Origin of the sequence: Iodidimonas muriae (genome assembly GCF_014647255.1) — a bacterium.
GTDB classification, from domain to species: Bacteria; Pseudomonadota; Alphaproteobacteria; order Sphingomonadales; family Rhodothalassiaceae; genus Iodidimonas; species Iodidimonas muriae.
The window spans coordinates 19,524-39,599 of the sequence record NZ_BMOV01000013.1; the positions used below are offsets into that span (position 1 = coordinate 19,524).

The 20,076-nt window shown below is 55.5% G+C and carries 15 protein-coding genes; 11 read left to right on the top strand and 4 right to left on the bottom strand.

What is annotated here, in order from left to right:
- Positions 1 to 16 precede the first annotated feature (16 nt).
- The 5 genes from IEX96_RS13160 (at position 17) to IEX96_RS13180 (ending at position 7,168) form a co-directional block, all read left to right on the top strand.
- The gene (locus tag IEX96_RS13160) at positions 17 to 997 is read left to right on the top strand and encodes an HlyD family secretion protein (RefSeq protein WP_188874081.1); all 981 of its coding nucleotides are present in this window, start codon (positions 17 to 19) and stop codon (positions 995 to 997) included.
- Entirely contained in the window at positions 997 to 3,729 is a 2,733-nt protein-coding gene (gene rbbA / locus IEX96_RS13165) for a ribosome-associated ATPase/putative transporter RbbA (RefSeq protein WP_188874083.1), read from the top strand. The genes IEX96_RS13160 and rbbA overlap by 1 nt, the downstream gene beginning before the upstream one ends.
- Positions 3,730 to 3,732: 3 nt before the next feature.
- Entirely contained in the window at positions 3,733 to 4,857 is a 1,125-nt protein-coding gene (locus IEX96_RS13170) for an ABC transporter permease (RefSeq protein ID WP_150006173.1), read from the top strand.
- A gap of 91 nt (positions 4,858 to 4,948) precedes the next feature.
- A complete protein-coding gene (locus IEX96_RS13175; RefSeq protein ID WP_188874085.1) occupies positions 4,949 to 6,511 on the top strand; it encodes an MBL fold metallo-hydrolase in 1,563 nt (520 codons plus the stop codon).
- Between the two features lie 75 nt (positions 6,512 to 6,586).
- The gene (locus IEX96_RS13180; RefSeq protein WP_150006171.1) at positions 6,587 to 7,168 is read left to right on the top strand and encodes a TetR/AcrR family transcriptional regulator; all 582 of its coding nucleotides are present in this window, start codon (positions 6,587 to 6,589) and stop codon (positions 7,166 to 7,168) included.
- Here IEX96_RS13180 and IEX96_RS13185 read toward each other — a convergent pair.
- From IEX96_RS13185 to IEX96_RS13200, 4 genes are all read right to left on the bottom strand, one after another.
- Positions 7,165 to 7,878, bottom strand: a complete 714-nt coding sequence (locus tag IEX96_RS13185; RefSeq protein ID WP_188874087.1) for an RNA polymerase sigma factor — start codon at positions 7,876 to 7,878, stop codon at positions 7,165 to 7,167. The genes IEX96_RS13180 and IEX96_RS13185 overlap by 4 nt on opposite strands.
- A 76-nt stretch (positions 7,879 to 7,954) precedes the next feature.
- Positions 7,955 to 8,677, bottom strand: a complete 723-nt coding sequence (folE, locus tag IEX96_RS13190) for a GTP cyclohydrolase I (protein ID WP_188874089.1) — start codon at positions 8,675 to 8,677, stop codon at positions 7,955 to 7,957.
- An 89-nt stretch (positions 8,678 to 8,766) separates the two neighbouring features.
- Positions 8,767 to 9,240 (bottom strand): DUF2231 domain-containing protein, encoded by a 474-nt coding sequence (locus IEX96_RS13195; protein WP_150006168.1) that lies wholly within the window; start codon positions 9,238 to 9,240, stop codon positions 8,767 to 8,769.
- Positions 9,188 to 9,526 carry a hypothetical protein gene (locus IEX96_RS13200; RefSeq protein WP_150006167.1) on the bottom strand — a complete coding sequence of 113 codons (339 nt, stop codon included), beginning with the start codon at positions 9,524 to 9,526 and terminating at the stop codon, positions 9,188 to 9,190. Before IEX96_RS13200 ends, IEX96_RS13195 begins: the two co-directional genes overlap by 53 nt.
- A 356-nt stretch (positions 9,527 to 9,882) precedes the next feature.
- Between IEX96_RS13200 and IEX96_RS13205 the strand changes: the two genes are divergently transcribed.
- From IEX96_RS13205 to IEX96_RS13230, 6 genes are all read left to right on the top strand, one after another.
- Positions 9,883 to 12,912 carry a TonB-dependent receptor gene (locus tag IEX96_RS13205; protein WP_188874093.1) on the top strand — a complete coding sequence of 1,010 codons (3,030 nt, stop codon included), beginning with the start codon at positions 9,883 to 9,885 and terminating at the stop codon, positions 12,910 to 12,912.
- A gap of 154 nt (positions 12,913 to 13,066) precedes the next feature.
- On the top strand, positions 13,067 to 13,819 hold the full coding sequence (locus IEX96_RS13210; RefSeq protein WP_150006164.1) for a FadR/GntR family transcriptional regulator: 753 nt from the start codon (positions 13,067 to 13,069) through the stop codon (positions 13,817 to 13,819).
- A gap of 153 nt (positions 13,820 to 13,972) precedes the next feature.
- Positions 13,973 to 16,207: a polysaccharide lyase 6 family protein gene (locus IEX96_RS13215; RefSeq protein ID WP_188874095.1), complete on the top strand. Its 2,235-nt coding sequence runs from the start codon at positions 13,973 to 13,975 to the stop codon at positions 16,205 to 16,207.
- Positions 16,204 to 18,402 (top strand): alginate lyase family protein, encoded by a 2,199-nt coding sequence (locus IEX96_RS13220; RefSeq protein WP_150006162.1) that lies wholly within the window; start codon positions 16,204 to 16,206, stop codon positions 18,400 to 18,402. The genes IEX96_RS13215 and IEX96_RS13220 overlap by 4 nt, the downstream gene beginning before the upstream one ends.
- Positions 18,403 to 18,798 (top strand): cupin domain-containing protein, encoded by a 396-nt coding sequence (locus IEX96_RS13225; protein WP_229773751.1) that lies wholly within the window; start codon positions 18,403 to 18,405, stop codon positions 18,796 to 18,798.
- On the top strand, positions 18,795 to 20,066 hold the full coding sequence (locus IEX96_RS13230) for an MFS transporter (protein WP_150006161.1): 1,272 nt from the start codon (positions 18,795 to 18,797) through the stop codon (positions 20,064 to 20,066). The genes IEX96_RS13225 and IEX96_RS13230 overlap by 4 nt, the downstream gene beginning before the upstream one ends.
- Positions 20,067 to 20,076: the final 10 nt, after the last annotated feature.

The following is a 20,076-nucleotide window of genomic DNA, read 5'->3' on the forward strand; positions in this document are numbered from 1 at the left end:
CGATCAGGAGCAGCTCATGAAAAGCATTCGCAGCGTCTGGATTTTTCTTCTTCTGGCGGCCTTGCTGGGCGGCGGCGCCTATAGCTTATGGCAAGCGCGTCAGTCCGATCTGCCCGAGGGCTTTTCCCGCGCCAATGGGCGGATCGAGGCGGAACGTATCGACATTTCCCTCAAATTCGGCGGACGCATTGCCGAAATTCTGGTGGATGAGGGCGATATGGTGACGGCCGGTGACGTGATCGCCCGGGTGGATTCCACGGAACTGGAAGCCCAGATCCGCGCCGCCGAGGCCGCGACACGTCAGGCCGAGCAGGAATATGAGCAGGCCGTGGCGCTGGTAGCTCAGCGTGAGGGCGAGCTGGACTATGCCGAGGCCGAATTGAAGCGCGCCGAAACTTTAGCGGAATCCGGCCATGGCACGGCGGAAAGGGTGGATCAGCGCCGTTCCCAACATATTACCGCCAAGGCGGCACTCAATACCGCGCGGGCGCAGATCGCCGCCACCCAGGCCGCCATCGAGGCCGCCCAGGCCCATGTGGCGGCGCTGAAGGCCAATCTGGCCGATTATACCCTGATCGCGCCCCGAAGCGGGCGGGTGCAATATCGTCTGGCCCAGCCCGGCGAAATTCTGGCTGCGGGCGGGAAGGTCATTTCGCTTCTGGATCTAATGGATGTCTATATGGATGTCTATCTGCCCACCGATGAGGCGGGCCGCCTGCGCTATGGGGCCGAGGCGCGCATCATTCTGGATGCCGCGCCCCAATATGTGATCCCGGCCCATGTGGATTTCGTCGCTTCGGAAGCGCAGTTCACTCCCAAATATGTGGAAACCGCCAGCGAGCGTGAAAAGCTGACCTTCCGCGTCAAGCTTCAGATCGCGCCGGAGATCCTTGAAAACTATCAGGATGTGGTGAAAACCGGCGTGCCGGGGGTGGCCGTGGTGCGTGTGGACCCCGAGGCCGAATGGCCTGAAGCTCTCGCCGTGAAGCTCCCCTGATGATAACGCCTGCTCAGCCAGTTTCTTCCCTGCGCCATGTCACCCATCGCTATGGCCAGACGCGGGCGCTGGATGATGTGTCGGTGGACATCCCCGCAGGCTGCATGGTGGGGGTGATCGGCCCCGATGCCGTGGGCAAGTCCACCTTTCTGGGGCTGATCGCCGGTGTGCGCCGCTTGCAAGAAGGCGCGGTGGAAACGCTGGACGGCTCCATGGGCGATGCCAGCCACCGCGACGCCGTCTGTTCGCGGATTGCCTATATGCCACAAGGGCTTGGCCGCAATCTTTATCCCACTTTGTCGGTTTGGGAGAATATCGACTTCTTTGGCCGTCTATATGGCCAGTCGGCCAGGGAGCGCGCTGCGCGCATCGAGGATCTTCTCAAGAGCACGGGGCTTCATCCCTTTGCGGACCGGCCTGCGGCCAAACTGTCGGGGGGCATGAAGCAGAAGCTGTCCTTGTGCTGCGCCTTGATCCACGACCCGGACCTCTTGATCCTCGACGAGCCGACCACAGGCGTGGACCCCTTGTCGCGTCGGCAATTCTGGCAGTTGATCGACCGCATCCGCGAGCGGCGACCCCAGATGAGCGTCCTGATTGCCACGGCCTATATGTCGGAGGCCGAACGCTTCGACCAGTTGATCGCCATGAATGCCGGGCGCATCCTGGCCAAAGGCACGGCGCAAGAGCTGAAGGATCAGGCCGGGGCGGCGGATCTGGAAAGCGCCTTCATCGCCCTTTTGCCCGAGGAGGACCGGCAGGGTCATCAGGCTGTCCATCTGCCGCCACGCCAGCCGCAGGAGGGGCCTTTGGCTATCGAGGCCGAAGGGCTCACCATGCGCTTTGGGGACTTCACGGCGGTGGATCATGTGAGCTTTCGGATCGAGCCGGGGGAAATCTTCGGCTTCATCGGCTCCAATGGCTGCGGCAAGACCACCACCATGAAGATGCTCACGGGGCTGTTGTCGGCCAGCGAGGGCGAGGCGCGGCTGTTCGGCAAGCCGGCAGGGGCGGGGAATATGGCTGCGCGGCGGCGCGTGGGCTATATGTCGCAATCTTTCTCGCTTTATTCCGAATTGTCCGTGCAGCAGAATCTGGCCCTTCATGCGGATTTGTTTCATCTGCCCCGATCGCGCCGGGCTGCGCGGATCGCGGAATTGATCCAGCGTTTCGACCTTGGCGCTGTGGCCGAAGCCACGCCTGAAAGCCTGCCTTTGGGCGTGCGTCAGCGCCTGCAACTGGCCGTGGCCGTCTTGCACGAGCCGGATATCCTGATCCTCGACGAGCCCACCTCCGGGGTTGATCCCATTGCGCGGGATGCCTTCTGGGCGCTGTTGATCGAATTGTCCCGCAAGGACGGGGTGACGATCTTCATCTCCACCCATTTCATGAATGAGGCCGAACGCTGCGACCGCATCTCCTTGATGCATGCCGGGCGCGTTCTGGCGCAGGGGCGGCCTGATGATCTGTGCGAAGCGCGCGGGGCGGCCACGCTGGAAGATGCCTTCATTGCCTATCTCGAAGAGGCTGGAGCCGGGGAGGGCGCGCCCCATGATGCGCCGGACATTCCCGCCGCCAAAGAGGCGACGTCGGTACGGCTGGGAGGGTTTTCCCCGGCGCGTATCTGGGCCTTTGCCCGGCGCGAGGCCACCGAGATCCTGCGCGATCCCATCCGTTTGGCCTTCGCCCTTCTGGGGCCGGTGGTTTTGATGCTGGCGATCGGCTTCGGGATCAGCTTCGATGTGGAAAATCTCTCCTATGCGGCGCTGGATCAGGATCAGTCGCGCGAAAGCCGGATGTTGCTCAATGCCATGGCCAGTTCGCGCTATTTCGAGGAACGGCCCAAGCTGGAGACCTTTTCTGATCTGGACCGGCGCATGAAGGCGGGCGAGATTTCGCTGGCCCTGGTCATTCCGCCCGACTATGGGCGCGACCTGATGGCCGGGCGCAACCCGCAGATCGGCGCCTGGCTCGATGGATCGAACACCATTCGGGCGGAAACGGGGCGGCGCTATGTGCAGGGCGTGATCTTGTCTTATCTGAGCGATCTGGGCATGCGCGAGCAGGGCGAATTGCCGGTTCTGTCCCAGGCCACGGTGGAGCCGCGCTTTCGTTACAATCAGGCCTTTCGCTCGAAATACGCCATTCCGCCGGGGGTGTTGATGATGCTGCTCATCATGATCCCGGCCATGCTGACCGCCCTGGGGGTGGTGCGCGAAAAGGAAATGGGTTCGATCCTCAATCTTTATGCCGCGCCGGCGCGCAAGATCGAATTTCTGCTGGGCAAGCAATTGCCCTATATCGGCGTGGCCATGCTCAGCTTCGCCATTCTGGTGGTGCTGATGCTGACGGTTTTCGGCATCGGCCTGCCGGGCAGCCTGCCGGCGCTGGTGCTGGGGGCGCTTCTTCTGACCACGGCGGCCACGGCCTTTGGTCTGGTGATCTCGACCTTCGTGCGCTCCCAGATCGCGGCGATTTTCGCCACGGCCATCATCGTCATGATCCCGACGGTCAATTTCTCCGGGATGCTCTATCCCGTTTCGACGCTGAAGCGCGATGCGGCACTTCTGGGGGAGGGATTCCCGGCGCTTTATTTCCAGCAGATCAGCGCGGGCGTGTTCAACAAGGGATTGAGCTTCGAGGCGCTTTACACCAACCATCTGTTTCTGGCGGGCTTTTGCGTTCTTTACTGGCTGGCCGCCAGCTTCCTTTTGCGCAAGCAGGAGCGCTGACCCATGCGCAAAATCCTCAATATCTACAAGCTGGGCATCAAGGAGATCTACAGCCTGCTGCGCGATCCGGTGCTGATGGGGCTGATCTTCTTCACCTTCACCATTGCCATCTACTCCGTGGCCCATGGGGTGCAGACCGAGCTCAACAATGCCTCCATCGCCATTGTGGACGAAGACCGCTCCAGCCTGTCGTCACGCATCAGCGGGGCTTTCCTGCCGCCCTATTTCAAGAAGCCGGACATGATCGAACTGTCCGAGGTCGATCCCGGAATGGACGCGGGCCGCTACACTTTCGTGCTCGACATTCCGCCCGATTTCGAGGCCGATGTGCTGGCGGGGCGGCAGCCGCAGATCCAGATTTCCGTGGATGCCACCGCCATGACCACCGCGGGCAACGGGACGGTCTATATCAGCAGCATCGTGCAGGCCGAAGTGACGAAATTCCTGGGCCGGTCCAGCGGCGAGGTGGCCTTGCCCGTGGATGTACAGATCAGGTCCAAATACAATCCCAATCTGGATTCAAGCTGGTTTCTGGCGATGATGCAGATCATCAACAATCTGACGATCCTGGCGATCATTTTGGCTGGCGCGGCCGTGATCCGCGAGCGCGAACACGGCACCTTGGAGCATCTGCTGGTGATGCCGGTGACATCGGGCGAGATCATGCTGGCCAAGGTCTGGGCCAATGGTCTGGTGATCGTGCTGTCGGCGGTGCTGTCTCTGCAGATCGTGGTGCAAGGGGTGCTGGACATTCCCATTCATGGCTCGATGTGGCTCTTTGCCTTCGGATCGGCCATCTATCTTTTTGCCGTCACCGCCATGGGGATCACCCTGGCGACGCTGGCCACAAGCATGCCGCAATTCGGGCTGCTATCGATCCCTGTCTTTGTGGTGATGAACCTGCTGTCTGGCGGTATCACACCGCTGGAAAGCATGCCCCAGGCCCTTCAGGACATCGTGCAGCTTCTGCCTTCGACCCATTATATCAAGTTCGCGCAGGCCGTGCTTTATCGCGGGGCGGGGCTGGAGATCGTCTGGCCGCAGCTTCTGGCCACGGCGGGGATCGGGCTGGCCTTCTTTGTCTTTGCGCTGTTCCGCTTTCGCGCCGCGCTGGCCTCTGCCAGATAAAGTCATCGGGCAGGGCAGGCGATGAAATTGTCTTGAACGATCGTTCTGGACATGCGAGGCACATGGGGCTTCAACCAAGGAGATGATCCCCATGGCCCGAACCGGCAATAATGCTTTCGCGCATATGTTCAAGATGTCCAAATTATGGTCTTTCCCCTTGCGCATGGCAGGGACGCTGTTCGGGGCATTGGTGTGTATGGGCGCATCGGCCATGGCCGGGGATCAGGACACTTACCAAAAGGCGCTCGATAGCGTGGGTGGCCGCGCGGCCATAGAGGCGATTGCGTGGGTCGAGGCGCGGCTGACCGGCTTTAATTACGAGCCCATGGAAAATGTGGTGATGGAAACGCCCATCCATACATCCGATGACAAGCTGCGCATTGTGTGGGAGCCCGGCTCCAACCGCTTCCGCCGCGAAACCGTGTTGGAAACCATCTTTCCCTTCAAGGGAAGCTGGACCTATCAGGAGGTCTTCGATGGCTCGGCCGGCATCTTGACAGGCCGCGATGGCTTTCGCCCCAGCGCACAAAAGCAGCTTGCCCCCGCGCGCATTGGGGCGGACCTCAAGGAATTCTGGCTTTTCAATCCGCAATTCCTGTTGGCCCATGCAAGGCCCGTGGAAGGCGCGTCGTCGCCGGAATCGAGCACGGGTGACATCACGCTCAGCCTGCCCGACAGGCCCACAGAATGGCGGCTGCGGCTCGATCAAGGCGAGATGCTGCCCATCCGGCTTTCGGTCACGGAGCAAGACCCGGTTTTCGGGCCGGTGGAGGTGACCGCGACCTATGGCGACTGGCGCGAACTGGACGGGATCATGACGCCCTTTCGGGTGACGAAGCGGGTGGATGGCGCCTTGGTGCGGCAGGAAATTCGCGAGACGGTTCTTTATCACAAGACCCGCACAAGCGATGAATTCAACCTGCCCGATGGTGCGGCGACAGGGCAGCCGGATGCCTCTCTCCTGAACTGGGGATGGGGCATGGCGCACTGGTTCTTGCGCCGCGCCGCCATGGCCGCTCCGGCGGATGCCGATCAGTCGCAGCCGGTCGAGTTTCTCGAAGTCGGCAAGGGCGTGTTTCAGGTAACCGGCAGCAGCCATCATAATCTGGTCATTGTTGGCTCGGACAGTTTGGTCGTTGTTGATGCGCCGCTCTATGACCGGCGTTCCCATGCGGTGCTGGCCGCGCTGGCCGAGCGCTGGCCGGACAAACCCGTGCGCGATCTGGTGCTGACCCATCATCACAATGACCATATCGGCGGCTTGCAGCCTTATGTCGCGGCGGGCGCCCGGCTTGTCGTGCCGAGGCGCGACCATGGCTTTTTTGACGCGGTCGTGCGCCGAACCCTTGGCATCGAGGCCGAGATCCTGTCCGTGTCCGCGCCCTTGACGCTGCCCGATTTCAGCCGCAAGGTCTCCTTGCATCTGGTGCCCAATTCGCATGCCAATGACATGCTGGCCGTCTTTTTACCAGAAGAAGGGCTGATGTTCGTGAGCGATATCTACTCGCCGGGGCGCAGCGCGCAGAACCCGCTTTTATCATCGGAATTGCTCAATGCCATCCGCTTTCAGGGCCTGGCGGTCAGCCGGCTTGTGGGTGGCCATGGCCGGGGAGTGGAGCCGCTTTCGGCGCTGGAGGCCGCCGCCAAGTACTGAGGCTGCGGCCAATCCTGCATGGGGCGTGCATGACCGTTTCGGACATGTGCGTCCGTCTGGCTGAAGGAGAAAATCATGCCGTGGATCAAGAACTTCGATGAAGCAGAGGTTCTGGAGAAAGCCATGCAGGCTTTCTGGGCGCATGGTTATGAGGCCACATCAATGCAGAATTTGGTGGACTGCACCGGGGTCAATCGGGGCAGCCTTTATGCCACCTATGGCGGCAAACGCGCGTTCTTTTTGGCGGCGCTGCAGATGTATGACCATAAGATGCGCCGTGAATTGCTGGCCGGTTTGGCAGCACGCAACAGGCCGCGCGAAGCCATAGGGGCGCTGTTCCGGACTTTTATGGAGGACGTTGCAGAAGATGGTAGCAATCGCGGCTGCCTTCTTACCAATACGGCGCTGGAATTGTCGGCCCATGATCCCGAAATTGCCCGGATTGTCGCCCATGCGCAAAAGCAGACGGAAGACTTTTTCACCCGCATGATCATAAAGGGGCAAAAGCGCGACGAGATTGCCGGCCATGTGGATGCAGAAGGAACCGCACGGGGCCTTTTGGCCAGCCTGCTCGGACTTGTGGTGCTGGTGCGCAGCCGTCCGGACACGGCACTCCTTCAAGGCATTGTCGCCGATGCCCTGCGGCGGCTTGATTAGTTTCCGGCCATAAGCCCTTCTGCTTTGCCGCGCTCTATGACAGACGCCACAATGCGGTCGCACCGTGCTCCATCAAAGCTAAAGACTTCCCCGATGGTGATGTCCATGTCCTGTGCCAGGCTTTCGCGCAGCAGGCTGCGGGCCCTGAAGAAGCGGGTGCGGACGGTGGCCTCTGGAATATCCATTGCTTGTGCCACGTCTTCGACGCTCATTTCCTCGATCGCGCGCAACACGAAGACCGTGCGGAATGCTTCGGGAAGTTGATCGATGCGCTGTTCTATAAGTTTTCTCATTTGCGACCGTTGTGCTGATTGTTCAGGGGCGCGTTGAGGGCCATCGGTCAATGCGGCAAGGGCTTCTGGCGCGGATGACATCATGGCGGCGTCTAATGGAATGACTTGCGCGCGTTTTCTTCGCAATCGCCCTAGCGCTTCATTGGTGGTAATGCGGACCAACCATGTGGAAAGTTTGCTTTGTGCGCGGAATTTACCGAGAGCGCGCCACGCGCGGAGATAGGATTCCTGAACCACATCTTCGGCTTCGCTATCCTCGCACACAATGCTGCGGGCCGTGCGGAACAAAAGCTGATTGTGGCGCCGCATGATTGTCTCAAACGCGGCCCCGTCCCCTTTAATGGCATATGCAATCAAGTCCGTTTCCGAAGCGGTTTCCACATGCCGCGCTATCGCTTGATGAGTTGAAAGTTTCATATGCATCTCTCGTGCAAAGATCGAAACAAGAGACTATGTAGTCTCACATATTTTCCGATGTACGGTCCAAGCGCTGTTATTGTTTTCGCAGGCCAAGAAATTCACGCCGCAGGGCCTCATTTTCAAGAAAAGCCCCGCGCATCACCGAATTTGTCATGACCGATTGCTCATCCTTGATGCCGCGCCAATGCATGCAGAAATGATCGGCTTCCATCACAACCGCCAGTCCATCGGGTTTGATGCGATGTTCAAGCTCGTCGGCAAGCATGACGACGGCTTCTTCCTGAATTTGTGGGCGGCTCATGATCCAGTCACAAAGGCGGGCATATTTTGAAAGTCCGATCAGATCGGAATTCGCATTCGGTAAAACACCGATCCAGACCCTCCCCATGATGGGACATAGATGGTGCGAGCAGGCACTGCGCACCTTGATCGGCCCGACGATCATCAGTTCGTTCAGTTGCGATATGTTCGGAAATGTTGTGATCGCGGGAGCATCTTTATAGCGGCCGGCAAACACTTCATTGATGAACATCTTGGCGACACGCCGCGCGGTATCGGCTGTGTTATGATCGTTTTGAGTGTCGATCACGAGGGCTTGCAGCACCTCATTCATCCGGTCTTCAACCTCTGAACAAAGCTCGTCCAGTTCGCCGTCTTTGATGAATTTCGAGATATTGTCATTGGCAAGAAAGGGTTGCCCAATTCTGGTCAACCGATGCCGGATGCGCTCAGATACCGTTCTGCCTGAAAGGCGCTCTTCGTTATGTAATTCCTGAACGAGTTTCGTGTTGAACATGATTGGTCCTCAGTCGTCGACGGTGTGCGCCGGATGTTATTTGATTGGACCAACTGCTGTTTATCGCAGTTGTTGAGCAGCGAGGGCGGTTATCTTTGATCTTGCCCAACGCCATAGCCATAGACCAGTTTGCCGCCCAGCCAGCCGCCAATCACAAGGGATAAAAAGCCGCCTGTGTCGAGCACAAGCGACAGAGTGTTTGGGCCGAGCGGTTGCAACTGATCAAGCCGCAGCAGCAAGCGAAGGGAGAAGAATGTAAAGGCACAAAGCATCGCGCCCATATGCGCCCAAGCGTGGCGCATGGCCACGCCTTCGGGCACGCGCGAAAGCTCTATCATGCCAGCCAACATAGCTGGCAGAGCCATCGTGCAGCCTATAGTGAGCAATCCACCCGACCATCGCCACGCAGCCTCCTCCAGCCAAATGCTGGCAAAGTCGGCGAAAACCGCAAGCGACCAGCAAGTGACCGGAAAATGCACGAGTACGGGATGTAAAGGATGACGCATCTTATCAAATGGCCTGGGATAAGATGACCAGAAATCCGGCCACAGCAACCCCGGCATGTATGATCACAATGGCTTTCGGCGGGAGATGTTTGCGCAAATGAAACGATGCCAGAAAAAACCCTCCAAGCGCTGCGATCAACAAAAGCGCAAAGCCGATCAATACGGCTTGGGCGGTCGACCCCTGGACCATCAGGGCGATCAGAAGAATGAGGCCGGCTGCGCCCAATGCCGCGTGTAACAACGATAATGCCCAAGGGGCAAATTTACCGCGCAAGACATATGACGCGAGGACAATGCCGCCAATGGCAGCGATGGCAAAAGCGATTAGGGCATATATAAGCATAGCTATTCCTGCTTTTGGTATGGAAAGTGTCGGTTATTAGATGCGGCAATGGGTTATTGCGTTCCCGAAAATTGGAAAAAATATTACAACGGGCAAATACCTGAAAAATAAAAGGGTTTTCTGGGTTCGATCAGCGGCGGCCTTTTTTGTTGCTGCTCGTCTTTTGACCGGATGCGTATCTGGCGGTGGGGTATTCGTGGATGTCATTATTTAAACAAAAATGAATGTAAAATATGATTATATACCAATTCACTAGACCAGAATTAAATCAGTGGCCTAAATATAGCGTTGACAGATTGTGGTGTATTGGTCAATTTTGGGAGGGTAAAAAATTGACCATATAGGGGAGGAGTGCCGTGAGGCAGACAATAACATTGCCACGTCGCTGGAACGTCGGAGAGAAAGTCGGAATAGGTCAGGCGCTTCTGCTTTCCACTGCATTGGTGGCTTTAGTGGCGCCCATGGCGCATGCGCAGGAAGAGTCTTCGATAGAAACCATCGAGGTGACAGGCACGCGAAGCACTATCCGGAATTCTATCGAGGTGAAACGCGATTCCGCGGCGATCGTCGATGCGCTTTCGGCTGATGATATTGGTGATTTGCCGGCGCTTTCGATCGGTGAAGCCCTTGAAACCCTGACCGGCGCTTCGTCTCATCGTGAACAGGGCGGTGCAACGGAAATATCCATTCGCGGGCTTGGTCCGTTTCTTGGGTCAACGGTGATCAATGGCCGCGAAGCAACCAACGGATCGGGCGACCGTTCTGTGAATTTCAGTCAGTTCCCGTCAGAGCTTTTCAATAAGCTCGCGATTTACAAAACCCAGCAAGCAAACCTTATTGAAGGCGGCGTTTCGGGGCAGATTGCGTTGGAAACCCTGAAACCACTGGAATATGGCAAGCGCCGTATCCAGGGCGAAATCAAAGCCAATTACAACCCGGATAATAATAATATCAGCCCGCGAGAGAGAGATTTCGGCTATCGCGGCACTCTCAGCTATGTGGATCAGTTCGACCTTGGCTCTCTTGGTAAATTCGGGCTTTCCATTGGGGCGCAGCGCAATGTGACCACCAATCCAGAACAGGAAGCGCGGTCGACAAGTACGTTCCGTGATTGTCGCAACGACCCGTCGCGCGACGGCGACGGCGTGTTCCGCGATAACAATAATTGCGATTCCGGCGGCGGTAATCTTGATCTTGTCGCGGATGAAAATGGCGTTGTTCCTGATGAAAATGCGCCCTTCGTTATGGCTGCAAGTTCTCGTTCATTCCGCCAGAATATTACCGATGATGATCGTGATTCTGTCTTCGGGGCTTTCCAATGGCGGCCGACAGACCGTTGGGATATCAATTTTGATATTCAATATTCGGATCGCGTGTTTACCGAGGTCCGCAATGATCTTGTATTCGCAGAAAATCGCCGGATTGATGAGCCCGGCTTTGTCCGTGACGGAAAGTTCGATGTTCCCTTGACTGTAGGGGAATTTGGATCGCTGCAAACCTTTACGAACAATCAGCGTATTGAAACTAATAGCACCTATCAAGAACGGCTTGAGGAATATGTCGGCGGCGGGCTGGGGCTTTCTTATATGCTCACCGATCGTCTGATTGTTTCTCTTGATGCCTCTTATTCAAGAACGGAGCGGCGCGAAAACATTATCCAGACGCGCCTTCAATCGGAACCTGTGGATATTTTCGGCAATCCCGTTCCCGGTGCCGCAGACAATGGCCGTGTGGAAACAGCCACGCTGATCGGGCAAAATGGATCGGATATTCATAATTTCTTCGTGCGAAATTTCGATGTAACGGACCATGATCTTTTCGCCGATGCGGCGCGCACACGTGTCGATCTCAATCAATTTCGGAATAATGAAATCAAGGCCATTCGCGGAGATTTCGATTATGAAACCGGTTGGGGCCTGATCAATAATATCGAAGGCGGTATGCGCTATTCCAAGCTGGAATTTAATTCCGTCCCGCAGATCCGGGATGAATTCACCTTCGATGATAGTGCGATCGCTGCCGTTAGTCAGGCATGTCGCTTTGGCAGTTTCCCGGAAAGCGGGTTTCTTACATCGGTTTCCGGCGGGCAGCCTTTGATCACAAATTTCGATGATGATGGCAATGTGATCGCCGAAGGGACGGGAAATGGGTTTGCCGCATTCGATCCGCTTTGCCTTGCTGAACAGTTCCTTGGGAGTGCGCCTCAAATTCCGGATCCGGCACAGGATATTGCGAATGTGGATGTGACGGAAAATACCATTGCAGGTTATATGCAGGCCAATTATGCGGGTGAATTGGGCGATTTGCCGGTGCGTGGGAATTTTGGCTTGCGCATCGTGCGTACCAAAGTTGAATCCACGGGCTTGCGGGGCGAGCTTTTTATCGTTCCGGGTGCCGAGCCGGGTGAAATCGCCGATATTGATGTGGATACAAGCACGGTCACCGAAGTTGTGGGCGGTGGTACCTACACGAAATTCCTGCCGAGCTTGAACGCGGTGTTTGATCTTCGGGACGACTTGTTGGTTCGCGGCGCCGTATATCGGGCCTTATCACGCCCCGATCCCGATTCTTTGGGATTTGGACGGTCCTTTTCCGGCATAACGGATGATTCCGAAGGCGAAACCGATATTTCAAATGTAGTTGCGCTGGCAACGGCAAATGGCAATCCGTTCACCGATCCTTTGATGTCGTGGAATTTTGATGCGGCCATTGAATGGTATCCCAATGACGACACGATTTTAGCCATAGGGACTTATTACAAGCGCTTTGATGGCGGATTCGATACGGTTGGCCAGATTGAAGAGTTTTTGATCGATGGTCAGGCGCTGCAAACGGTTGTGACCACCACGGAAACAACGGGGAACACCAGCGAGATTGTCGGAATGGAGATAACCGCCGCGCATCGGTTCAGCTATTTGCCTGGTCCGCTGAGTGGTCTGGGTGCCAAGATCAGCTATAATTATGCGGACTCGAATTTCGAGTTTGAAGATGGGCAATTCGGGGAAGGTGTTGTCCTTGTTGATGGCGAAGAGCGCCGTCGTGCGGGGATTATTCCGCCGGCGGAAATTTTCGGATTTTCCAAGCATGTCCTTTCGGCGCAGCTTTACTACCAGATCGGGCGCCTTGATATTCAGGGTATCTACAAATACCGCAGCGAATATTTCCAGCAATTCGTTTCGACGCCGGGAAATCTTCGTTTCATCGGTAATACCGGCGTGTTTGAAGTGCGTGTCACTTATGATCTGACGGATAATATCGAGTTGAAGTTCGAAGGGCTCAATCTCAACAACGAACCCCGCAAACAATTCAATCCGACCCGTGAAAACCTTGCTGAAGTGAATGTCTATGGACCACGTTTGTTCGCAGGCGTTCGGGTGAAATTCTGAAGCTCTTCCAGGTAAAAGGGCGCGGCCCTATGGGGCCGTGCTCTTTATGCCTTGCGGGTGAAGGCCATTGCTGAATGATGGCTGGAAATTGGTATATGAAATTGATATAGATGTGTCTGGTTTGTTTTGTGTGGCGCTAATTCAGTGAGTTTTTATGGCTGAGAAACGGCTTTATCATTCTGTTGCAAAGCAGATTAAGACATTGGTGCAAGAAGGGGCCTTTCCTCCGGGGAGCAGGCTTCCTGGCGAGCGGGATCTGGCAGAGAAACTGGGCGTTAGCCGGGTAACCGTGCGTGAAGCCCAGATCGCTCTTGAAGCGGTTGGCCTGCTTGATATCCGTGTTGGGTCGGGCGTTTATGTTTTGCGTCAGGCAAATGAGTCCATGCAGGAAATGCCCGCTGTCACCGCGTTTGAGCTGACGGAGGCGCGGTCTGCCATCGAGTCTGAAGCAGCGGCCCTTGCGGCGGTATCGATTTCTGATGATGAGCTTGATGCGCTTGATGATATTGTCGCAACGATGGCGGCGGAAACCGATGCCAATGAGCCTTTGGAAGCCGATGCGGACAGGCAGTTTCATCTGTCGATCGCCCGGGCAACCAAAAATAATGCGATAATCGAAACCGTTGAGCGTTTGTGGCGTATACGAACCGATAAGCCGGATATCAAGCAGGCTTATGACCAGATCTGCGGCATCAACCCCGATATGCGGTTGACGGAACATCAAGATATTGCGCAGGCACTTCGGGCGCATGATCCAGAACAGGCCCGCAGGGCCATGCGGACGCATTTCAAATGTATCATTGAAGCCATGCTGAGCGCGACCGAGGCGCAAGCAATTGAGGAAGCACGGCGGAAAACGCTGGAGAGCCGCGAACGCTTCCTGAACAAGACCACAGCGGTTTTTTGAGTTTTCTGGCTTTAAGATATCTATACCAAAAAATATGACCGATTTTGATAATTGGACTATATTAATCGTTGTCCAATTATAATTTCTCCCATATGCTTCTGCGGGCGTTTCCGTGAAACTGCGCCGGATATTAAACAGGAGCACGCTATGGGCATGTCGATCTTCCTATCTAAACCTTTCACCAAAGCGTTTATCGGCGTACTTGGATATGCCATAGCTGTACTTCCGGTCAGCGTCGCCAATGCCGAAAATTATCGTGTGACGGATCAGGCCGCTTACAAAAAGGCGGTCAAGGCATTGCAGCCCGGCGACACCCTTGTTTTGGCCAATGGTGAATGGCGGGATTTCGAAATGGTCTTCGAAGCCCATGGGACAAAAGACCAGCCCATTACGCTGCGGGCCGAAACACCCGGCGATGTGATTATTACCGGGCGATCAAATCTGCGCATCGGTGGCGCGTATCTCATCGTCACTGGTCTTACCTTCAAGGACGGCTATAGCCCCGGCAAAGAGGTCGTGTCCTTTCGGAGGGATTCCAATACGCTTGCGCACCACACGCGGTTTACCGAAAATGCGATTATCGACTTCAATAAGCCGGATCGCACAAGCAATGACCAATGGGTTGCGCTATTTGGCAAAAATAATCGCGTCGACCATAATTATTTTGCCGGAAAAACCAATAAAGGCCCCACATTCGCTGTTCGTTTGAACACAGAGGAAAGCCGCGCCAACAATCACCGTATTGATCATAATTTCTTTGGGCATCGGCCGCCTTTGGGCGGAAATGGTGGCGAGACTATCCGGATTGGGGTGAGCGATTATTCCCGCACCCGTTCAGATACGCTTATCACAAGGAACTATTTCGAGCGGCGCAACGGTGAAGTCGAAATCATTTCGGTAAAATCCGAAGGCAATCGCATTTCTGAAAATGTTTTCTATGAATCCCGCGGCGCGGTGGTTCTGCGCCATGGTGGGCAGAATACCGTGTCCCGCAATGTGTTTTTTGGCAATGGTGTTTCCGATACGGGCGGCATCCGCATCATCAATGAAAATCAAACGGTTACAGGGAATTATTTTGAAGGGCTGCGCGGAACGAAATTCCTGAGCGCCTTGACGATTATGAATGGCGTGCCGAACTCCCCCGTCAATCGCTATCATCAGGTCAAAAATGCGCTTGTGGCGAACAATAGCTTCCTTGATGTGGCTTCGGTGGGATTTGCTGTCGGCGCAGATGAAGAGCGCAGCGCGCCACCTTTGGACAGTGCGTTCAAGAATAATTTGCTTGTCACCGACAGCGATATGCCTGTTTCTGTTTTTGATGATATCAGCGGGATCAGTTTTAGCGAAAATATCTCCAACAATGGGGCATTCGCCTCCTATGGGGCTGCCATCCAGCCAGAGATTGATCTTGTTCGCGCCGAAAATGGCTTGCTTTATCCGCCACAGACCGGAAAATTTTCTTCAGTAGGAGCGCCGCGCGATCTGGTGCCGGTCAAGCGTTCTGAAACGGGCCCGTCATGGCTGGAAAAGCCCGCGCAAAAGATCAAAGGCGCGCGCGTGATCGATGTGTCATCCGGCTCCGAATTAAGCCAGGCCGTTCTGCAATCCTTGCCGGGTGACAGCATTGTCTTGTCAGGGGCGACTTATGATCTGGAGGCGCCTTTGGTCATTGGTCACACGCTCACTCTGCGCGGGGCGTCTTCGGCGTCGATAAAAGCACAGCTGAAAAGCCACGGGCCGTCTATTTTTATCTTGAAAGAGGGGACCCGTCTCACCCTTGAAAATCTCGTGCTAGGGGCGACCGATAGCAACAAAGCATTGCTTTATGCAAAAGCGAAAAACTATCGCGGCGCATATTCATTGGCGATGACGGACATTGTGGTGGCAGCCCCGGCCGGGGAGACCTTGCCCATTCCGGTTCTTGATACCGACGCGGAAACCTTTGCGGAAAAAATAGCCCTGGATCATTTCATGGTCCGCGATTGGGGCGGTCCCGTTCTTTCCCTGAGCGGTGAAGGACTGGCGGGGTGGTATCTTGCCGACGATGTGACAATCACCAATTCGGTGTTTGAAAATATTGACGGGCCGCTGGTGATATTTGGTCGTGAAGGGCGCGATGAAAGCACCTTTGGACCTCGATTTTCCCTTATCGGGTCAACTCTTACGGATGTGGGACAGAAGGATTATGCGCTATATCTCAATGCCATCGACGGTCTGATACTGCGCGACAATCACATTGTGCGATCCGGTGCGGTCTATATCCGGCGGCGTGTTCTTGGGATGCCGTTCTCCATTGCAGACACTGTTTTTCAACAGTCTCCAAAGCCGCAAGTTTTTGATGAAGCCGGAAAGGCGATGGATCTGGCGCAAAATGGGACCGGAAAATGAAAAGGCTTCGCGCTTTATTGGTGGCCATATGTGCGGGAACAATGCTTTTCATTATGGTGGATGCAAAAGCTGCACGACCCTCTCTTATACTTACCGCTGAAGGGGTCGAGGCTATCCGGAAAAGCCGACAGGCCCGGCAAACATATCCCCTTTTTGAAGCGGCGTTTGAAGATGCAAAGGCCCGTGTAGAGCGCAGCATCGCAGAAGGTGTTCTTGTTCCCACGCCTGTAGACCCGGGCGGCGGCTATACCCATGAACGCCATAAGGAAAACTATAAGGTTATCCATGATGCGGGCATTTTGTTCCAGCTTTTAGGGGACAAGCGCTATCTGCGTCATGCGACGGATATGCTTTTGGCCTATGCGGAAATTTATGAAGATCTGCCACTGCATCCTGTGCAGAAACGGCAGTCTCCGGGGAAGCTGTTTTGGCAAAATCTCAATGAATCCGTCTGGCTCGTCCATGTGGTTCAGGGATTTGATGCCATTGCCGATGCGTTGTCCGACAAAGACCGGGCGATCATCGAAGACCATTTGCTGCGGCCGGTTGCGGATTTCCTTTCGCTGCAAAATCCGGAAACCTTTCAAAAGATCCATAATCACGGAACATGGGCTGCCGCCGGCGTTGGCATGACAGGATATGCCTTGCACGATCCATCGCTGGTGGAGCGCGCTGTGCTCGGGTTGACGGGCGATGGAACCAGTGGGTTTCTGGCGCAACTGGATCAGCTTTTTTCGCCCGACGGGTATTATACCGAAGGGCCTTATTATCAGCGATATGCCTTGATGCCTTTCGTTCTGTTCGCGCAGGCGATCGATCATAACGAACCGGAACGGAAGATTTTTGAACATCGCAATGGCGTTCTTCTAAAAGCGATCGATGCCACTATCCAGCAAAGCTATGCGGGCAAGTTTTTCCCGATCAATGATGCGATCAAAGAAAAGGGCCTTGATACGCAGGAACTTGTTTATGCGGTGGCGGTGGCCTTTTCCCGAACCGGGCGCAATGATCTTTTGTCTATTGCGGACTATCAGGGAAAAACGGTTCTGACCGGCGATGGCTTGACTGTTGCGCGGGCTGTAAGCGAAGGAGCAGGGCAATCCTTTGCTTTTCGCACAATGATGCTCCGTGATGGACCGGATGGTGATCAGGGGGCGCTGGCGATTTTGCGCATGGGCGACGGGCCTTTGGCGCAGACGATTGTTGCGAAAAATACGTCCCAAGGCATGGGACATGGCCATTTTGATAAGCTCTCTTATATTCTTTACGACAATGGCCGGGAAATCCTCACGGATTATGGCGCGGCGCGGTTTCTCAATGTTCCGTCAAAAGATGGCGGCCGCTATCTTCTTGAAAACCAAAGCTGGGCGAAGCAGACAATCGCCCATAACACGCTTGTGGTGAATGAATCCTCGCAATTTGGTGGCGATTGGAAGCGCGCGCAAAAATATTGGCCCACTGTCCGATATTTCGAGGCCGGGGAAAGGCTGAATGTTGTTTCTGCATCGCTTGAAAATGCGTATCCGGACACGGTGATCGAGCGAACGGTGGTGCAGCTTGACCATCCGGCCTTTGCGGCACCTCTTTTGATTGATGTGATGAGCGCTTCATCGCAGGAAAAGGCCACATTCGATCTCCCGTTTTATTTTGACGGGCAGATTGTGGATTTTTCGGGGGCGTTGCAGGCCAATACGGAGTCCCGCAAACCCTTGGGGCAGGCGCATGGTTATCAGCATCTATGGGTGGAAGCGACGGGGCAGCCCACCAATGGCCTGCTCCGCTTTTCATGGTTGAACGCCCGGCGATTTTACACATTGCATGCGGTGGCGCCTGAAAAGACAAAACCGGTTTTTGTGCGCACTGGTGCCAATGATCCGGATTTCAATCTACGGGATCAGCAGGGGCTTATTCTTCGCAGCAATGGGCGTAAGGCTGTGCGGTTCTTGTCGGTAATCGAGCCCCATGGGATCTATAATCCGGCGGCGGAATTTACAGCAGGCAGCGATAGCCAGATTGCCCGCATCGACCATGTGTTTGAAGCCGGTGCCGATCTCATAAAAATCGAAATGAAAACCGGTGAGATCATTCGTCTGGCGATCTCGAACGATCCGGATTCTGAAAAGACACACCGCATTCTATCGGCAGGCCATGAATGGGCTTGGCGCGGATTTGTTACGGTTTTGGAGGAAGAATGAATGGCGTCCCTCGATGTTACACAAAAACGCAAAGCGAAGCCTGCCCATGAGAGTCCGGCCTTCATAATGGGAGATAATGCCCTTGTTGAGCAGTTGGAACCGGGAATCCGCCGGCAGCTTTTGGGGTTCAATGACCAGATCATGGCGGCGCGTGTCTGGTTCGAGAAAGATGTGGTGGGCAGCATGCATGCCCATCCCCATACCCAGGTCACCTATATCGAGAGCGGGGCCTTTGAGGTGACCATTGGTGACATCACCAAGCGTCTGAGCGCGGGCGACAGCTTCTATGTGGCTCCGGGCGTCAATCATGGCTCGGTATGCCGCGAAGCCGGTGCGCTCGTCGATATGTTCGCGCCCATCCGCGAAGATTTTTTACAAGGGGGGAATACACCATGATGAAGAACCGCTTGAGATGGTGCATTGTCAGCCTTGTGGCGCTGGCCACCATCATCAATTACATTGATCGCAATGCGTTGGGGATCATGTGGCCCGAAGTCTCGAAAGATCTGGGGCTGACCACCACTGACTATGCCATTATCCTGAATGTCTTCACCTTTTCCTATGCCTTTGGGCAAAGTCTTTTTGGCAAGATATTCGACTGGATTGGCACACGTTTAGGGTTTGTGTTGTCCATCGTCGTCTGGTCGGTCTCCATCATGCTACATTCGGTCGTCCATTCATTGGTGTCATTGAGCATCGTGCGGGCCACATTAGGGCTTTCGGAAGCAGGCAACTGGCCCGGTGCCACCAAGGCAAATGCGGAATGGTTCCCCATCAAGGAGCGCGCTCTGGCGCAAGGGATCTTTAATTCCGGCGCGGCGGTGGGCGCTATTATTTCGGCCCCTATCATTGCCTATCTCTTTGCCTTTTTCGGTTGGCGGGCGACATTTCTGATTGTCGGGGGGATCGGCTTTTTGTGGCTGGTTCCGTGGTTGATCCTTTATAAATCCGGGCCCGAAACGCATCCTTGGCTCGCCGAAGAAGAGCGCACTTATATTCTAACGGGCCAGCGTCCTGCTAAAGATGTGTCTGCCCCCACATATGCGCCGGCCACGGCAGAGCTTTTGTCGCGGCGGCAAAGCTGGGGCGTTATTCTGGCATCGTTTTTCATAGATCCGATCTGGTGGCTGTTTGTTGGCTGGCTGCCGATTTATCTGTTTCAAACATATGGCTTTGGCGTCAAAGAGATCGGCCTTTATGCGTGGGTGCCCTATGTGGGCGGCATGTTTGGAGCTTTCTTTGGTGGATGGCTTGCGAGCAATCGTCTCGCCGCCAATTGGTCAGTCAATAAAACCCGAAAATTCATCATCACCTTGGGCGGCGCAATCATGCTGCCTGCATTATTGCTGACAATGGTTGCCGCCACGCCTTTGCTCGCGGTGTTGCTGATGGCGGTTATCCTGTTCGGGTTCCAGACCGCGATTGGCAATATCCAGACATTACCCAGCGACCTCTATGGCGGAAAATCCGTTGGGTCTTTGGCCGGATTTGCTGGAACCGGCGCGAAACTTGGTGTTGTCGCGCTCAATTTTCTTATCCCGGTCATTACCGTCAATAGCTATGCGCCGGCCTTCATTGTTGGCGCCGCCCTTGCGGTTTTAAGCGTCCTGAGCATTTGGGTGCTCGTGGGGAAAGTAGAGCCCTTGTCGCCGCAATCATCTTGATAACCGATCT

What these genes read in the sequence shown, in the direction of transcription:
- IEX96_RS13230 (WP_150006161.1), top strand. Translation starts at nt 18,795, where the DNA reads ATGATGAAGAACCGCTTGAGATGGTGCATTGTCAGCCTTGTGGCGCTG.
- IEX96_RS13200 (WP_150006167.1), bottom strand. Translation starts at nt 9,526, where the DNA reads ATGCTTATATATGCCCTAATCGCTTTTGCCATCGCTGCCATTGGCGGC.
- IEX96_RS13210 (WP_150006164.1), top strand. Translation starts at nt 13,067, where the DNA reads ATGGCTGAGAAACGGCTTTATCATTCTGTTGCAAAGCAGATTAAGACA.
- IEX96_RS13175 (WP_188874085.1), top strand. Translation starts at nt 4,949, where the DNA reads ATGGCCCGAACCGGCAATAATGCTTTCGCGCATATGTTCAAGATGTCC.
- rbbA (WP_188874083.1), top strand. Translation starts at nt 997, where the DNA reads ATGATAACGCCTGCTCAGCCAGTTTCTTCCCTGCGCCATGTCACCCAT.
- IEX96_RS13180 (WP_150006171.1), top strand. Translation starts at nt 6,587, where the DNA reads ATGCCGTGGATCAAGAACTTCGATGAAGCAGAGGTTCTGGAGAAAGCC.
- folE (WP_188874089.1), bottom strand. Translation starts at nt 8,677, where the DNA reads ATGTTCAACACGAAACTCGTTCAGGAATTACATAACGAAGAGCGCCTT.
- IEX96_RS13160 (WP_188874081.1), top strand. Translation starts at nt 17, where the DNA reads ATGAAAAGCATTCGCAGCGTCTGGATTTTTCTTCTTCTGGCGGCCTTG.
- IEX96_RS13220 (WP_150006162.1), top strand. Translation starts at nt 16,204, where the DNA reads ATGAAAAGGCTTCGCGCTTTATTGGTGGCCATATGTGCGGGAACAATG.
- IEX96_RS13215 (WP_188874095.1), top strand. Translation starts at nt 13,973, where the DNA reads ATGTCGATCTTCCTATCTAAACCTTTCACCAAAGCGTTTATCGGCGTA.
- IEX96_RS13185 (WP_188874087.1), bottom strand. Translation starts at nt 7,878, where the DNA reads ATGAAACTTTCAACTCATCAAGCGATAGCGCGGCATGTGGAAACCGCT.
- IEX96_RS13195 (WP_150006168.1), bottom strand. Translation starts at nt 9,240, where the DNA reads ATGCCGGGGTTGCTGTGGCCGGATTTCTGGTCATCTTATCCCAGGCCA.
- IEX96_RS13225 (WP_229773751.1), top strand. Translation starts at nt 18,403, where the DNA reads ATGGCGTCCCTCGATGTTACACAAAAACGCAAAGCGAAGCCTGCCCAT.
- IEX96_RS13170 (WP_150006173.1), top strand. Translation starts at nt 3,733, where the DNA reads ATGCGCAAAATCCTCAATATCTACAAGCTGGGCATCAAGGAGATCTAC.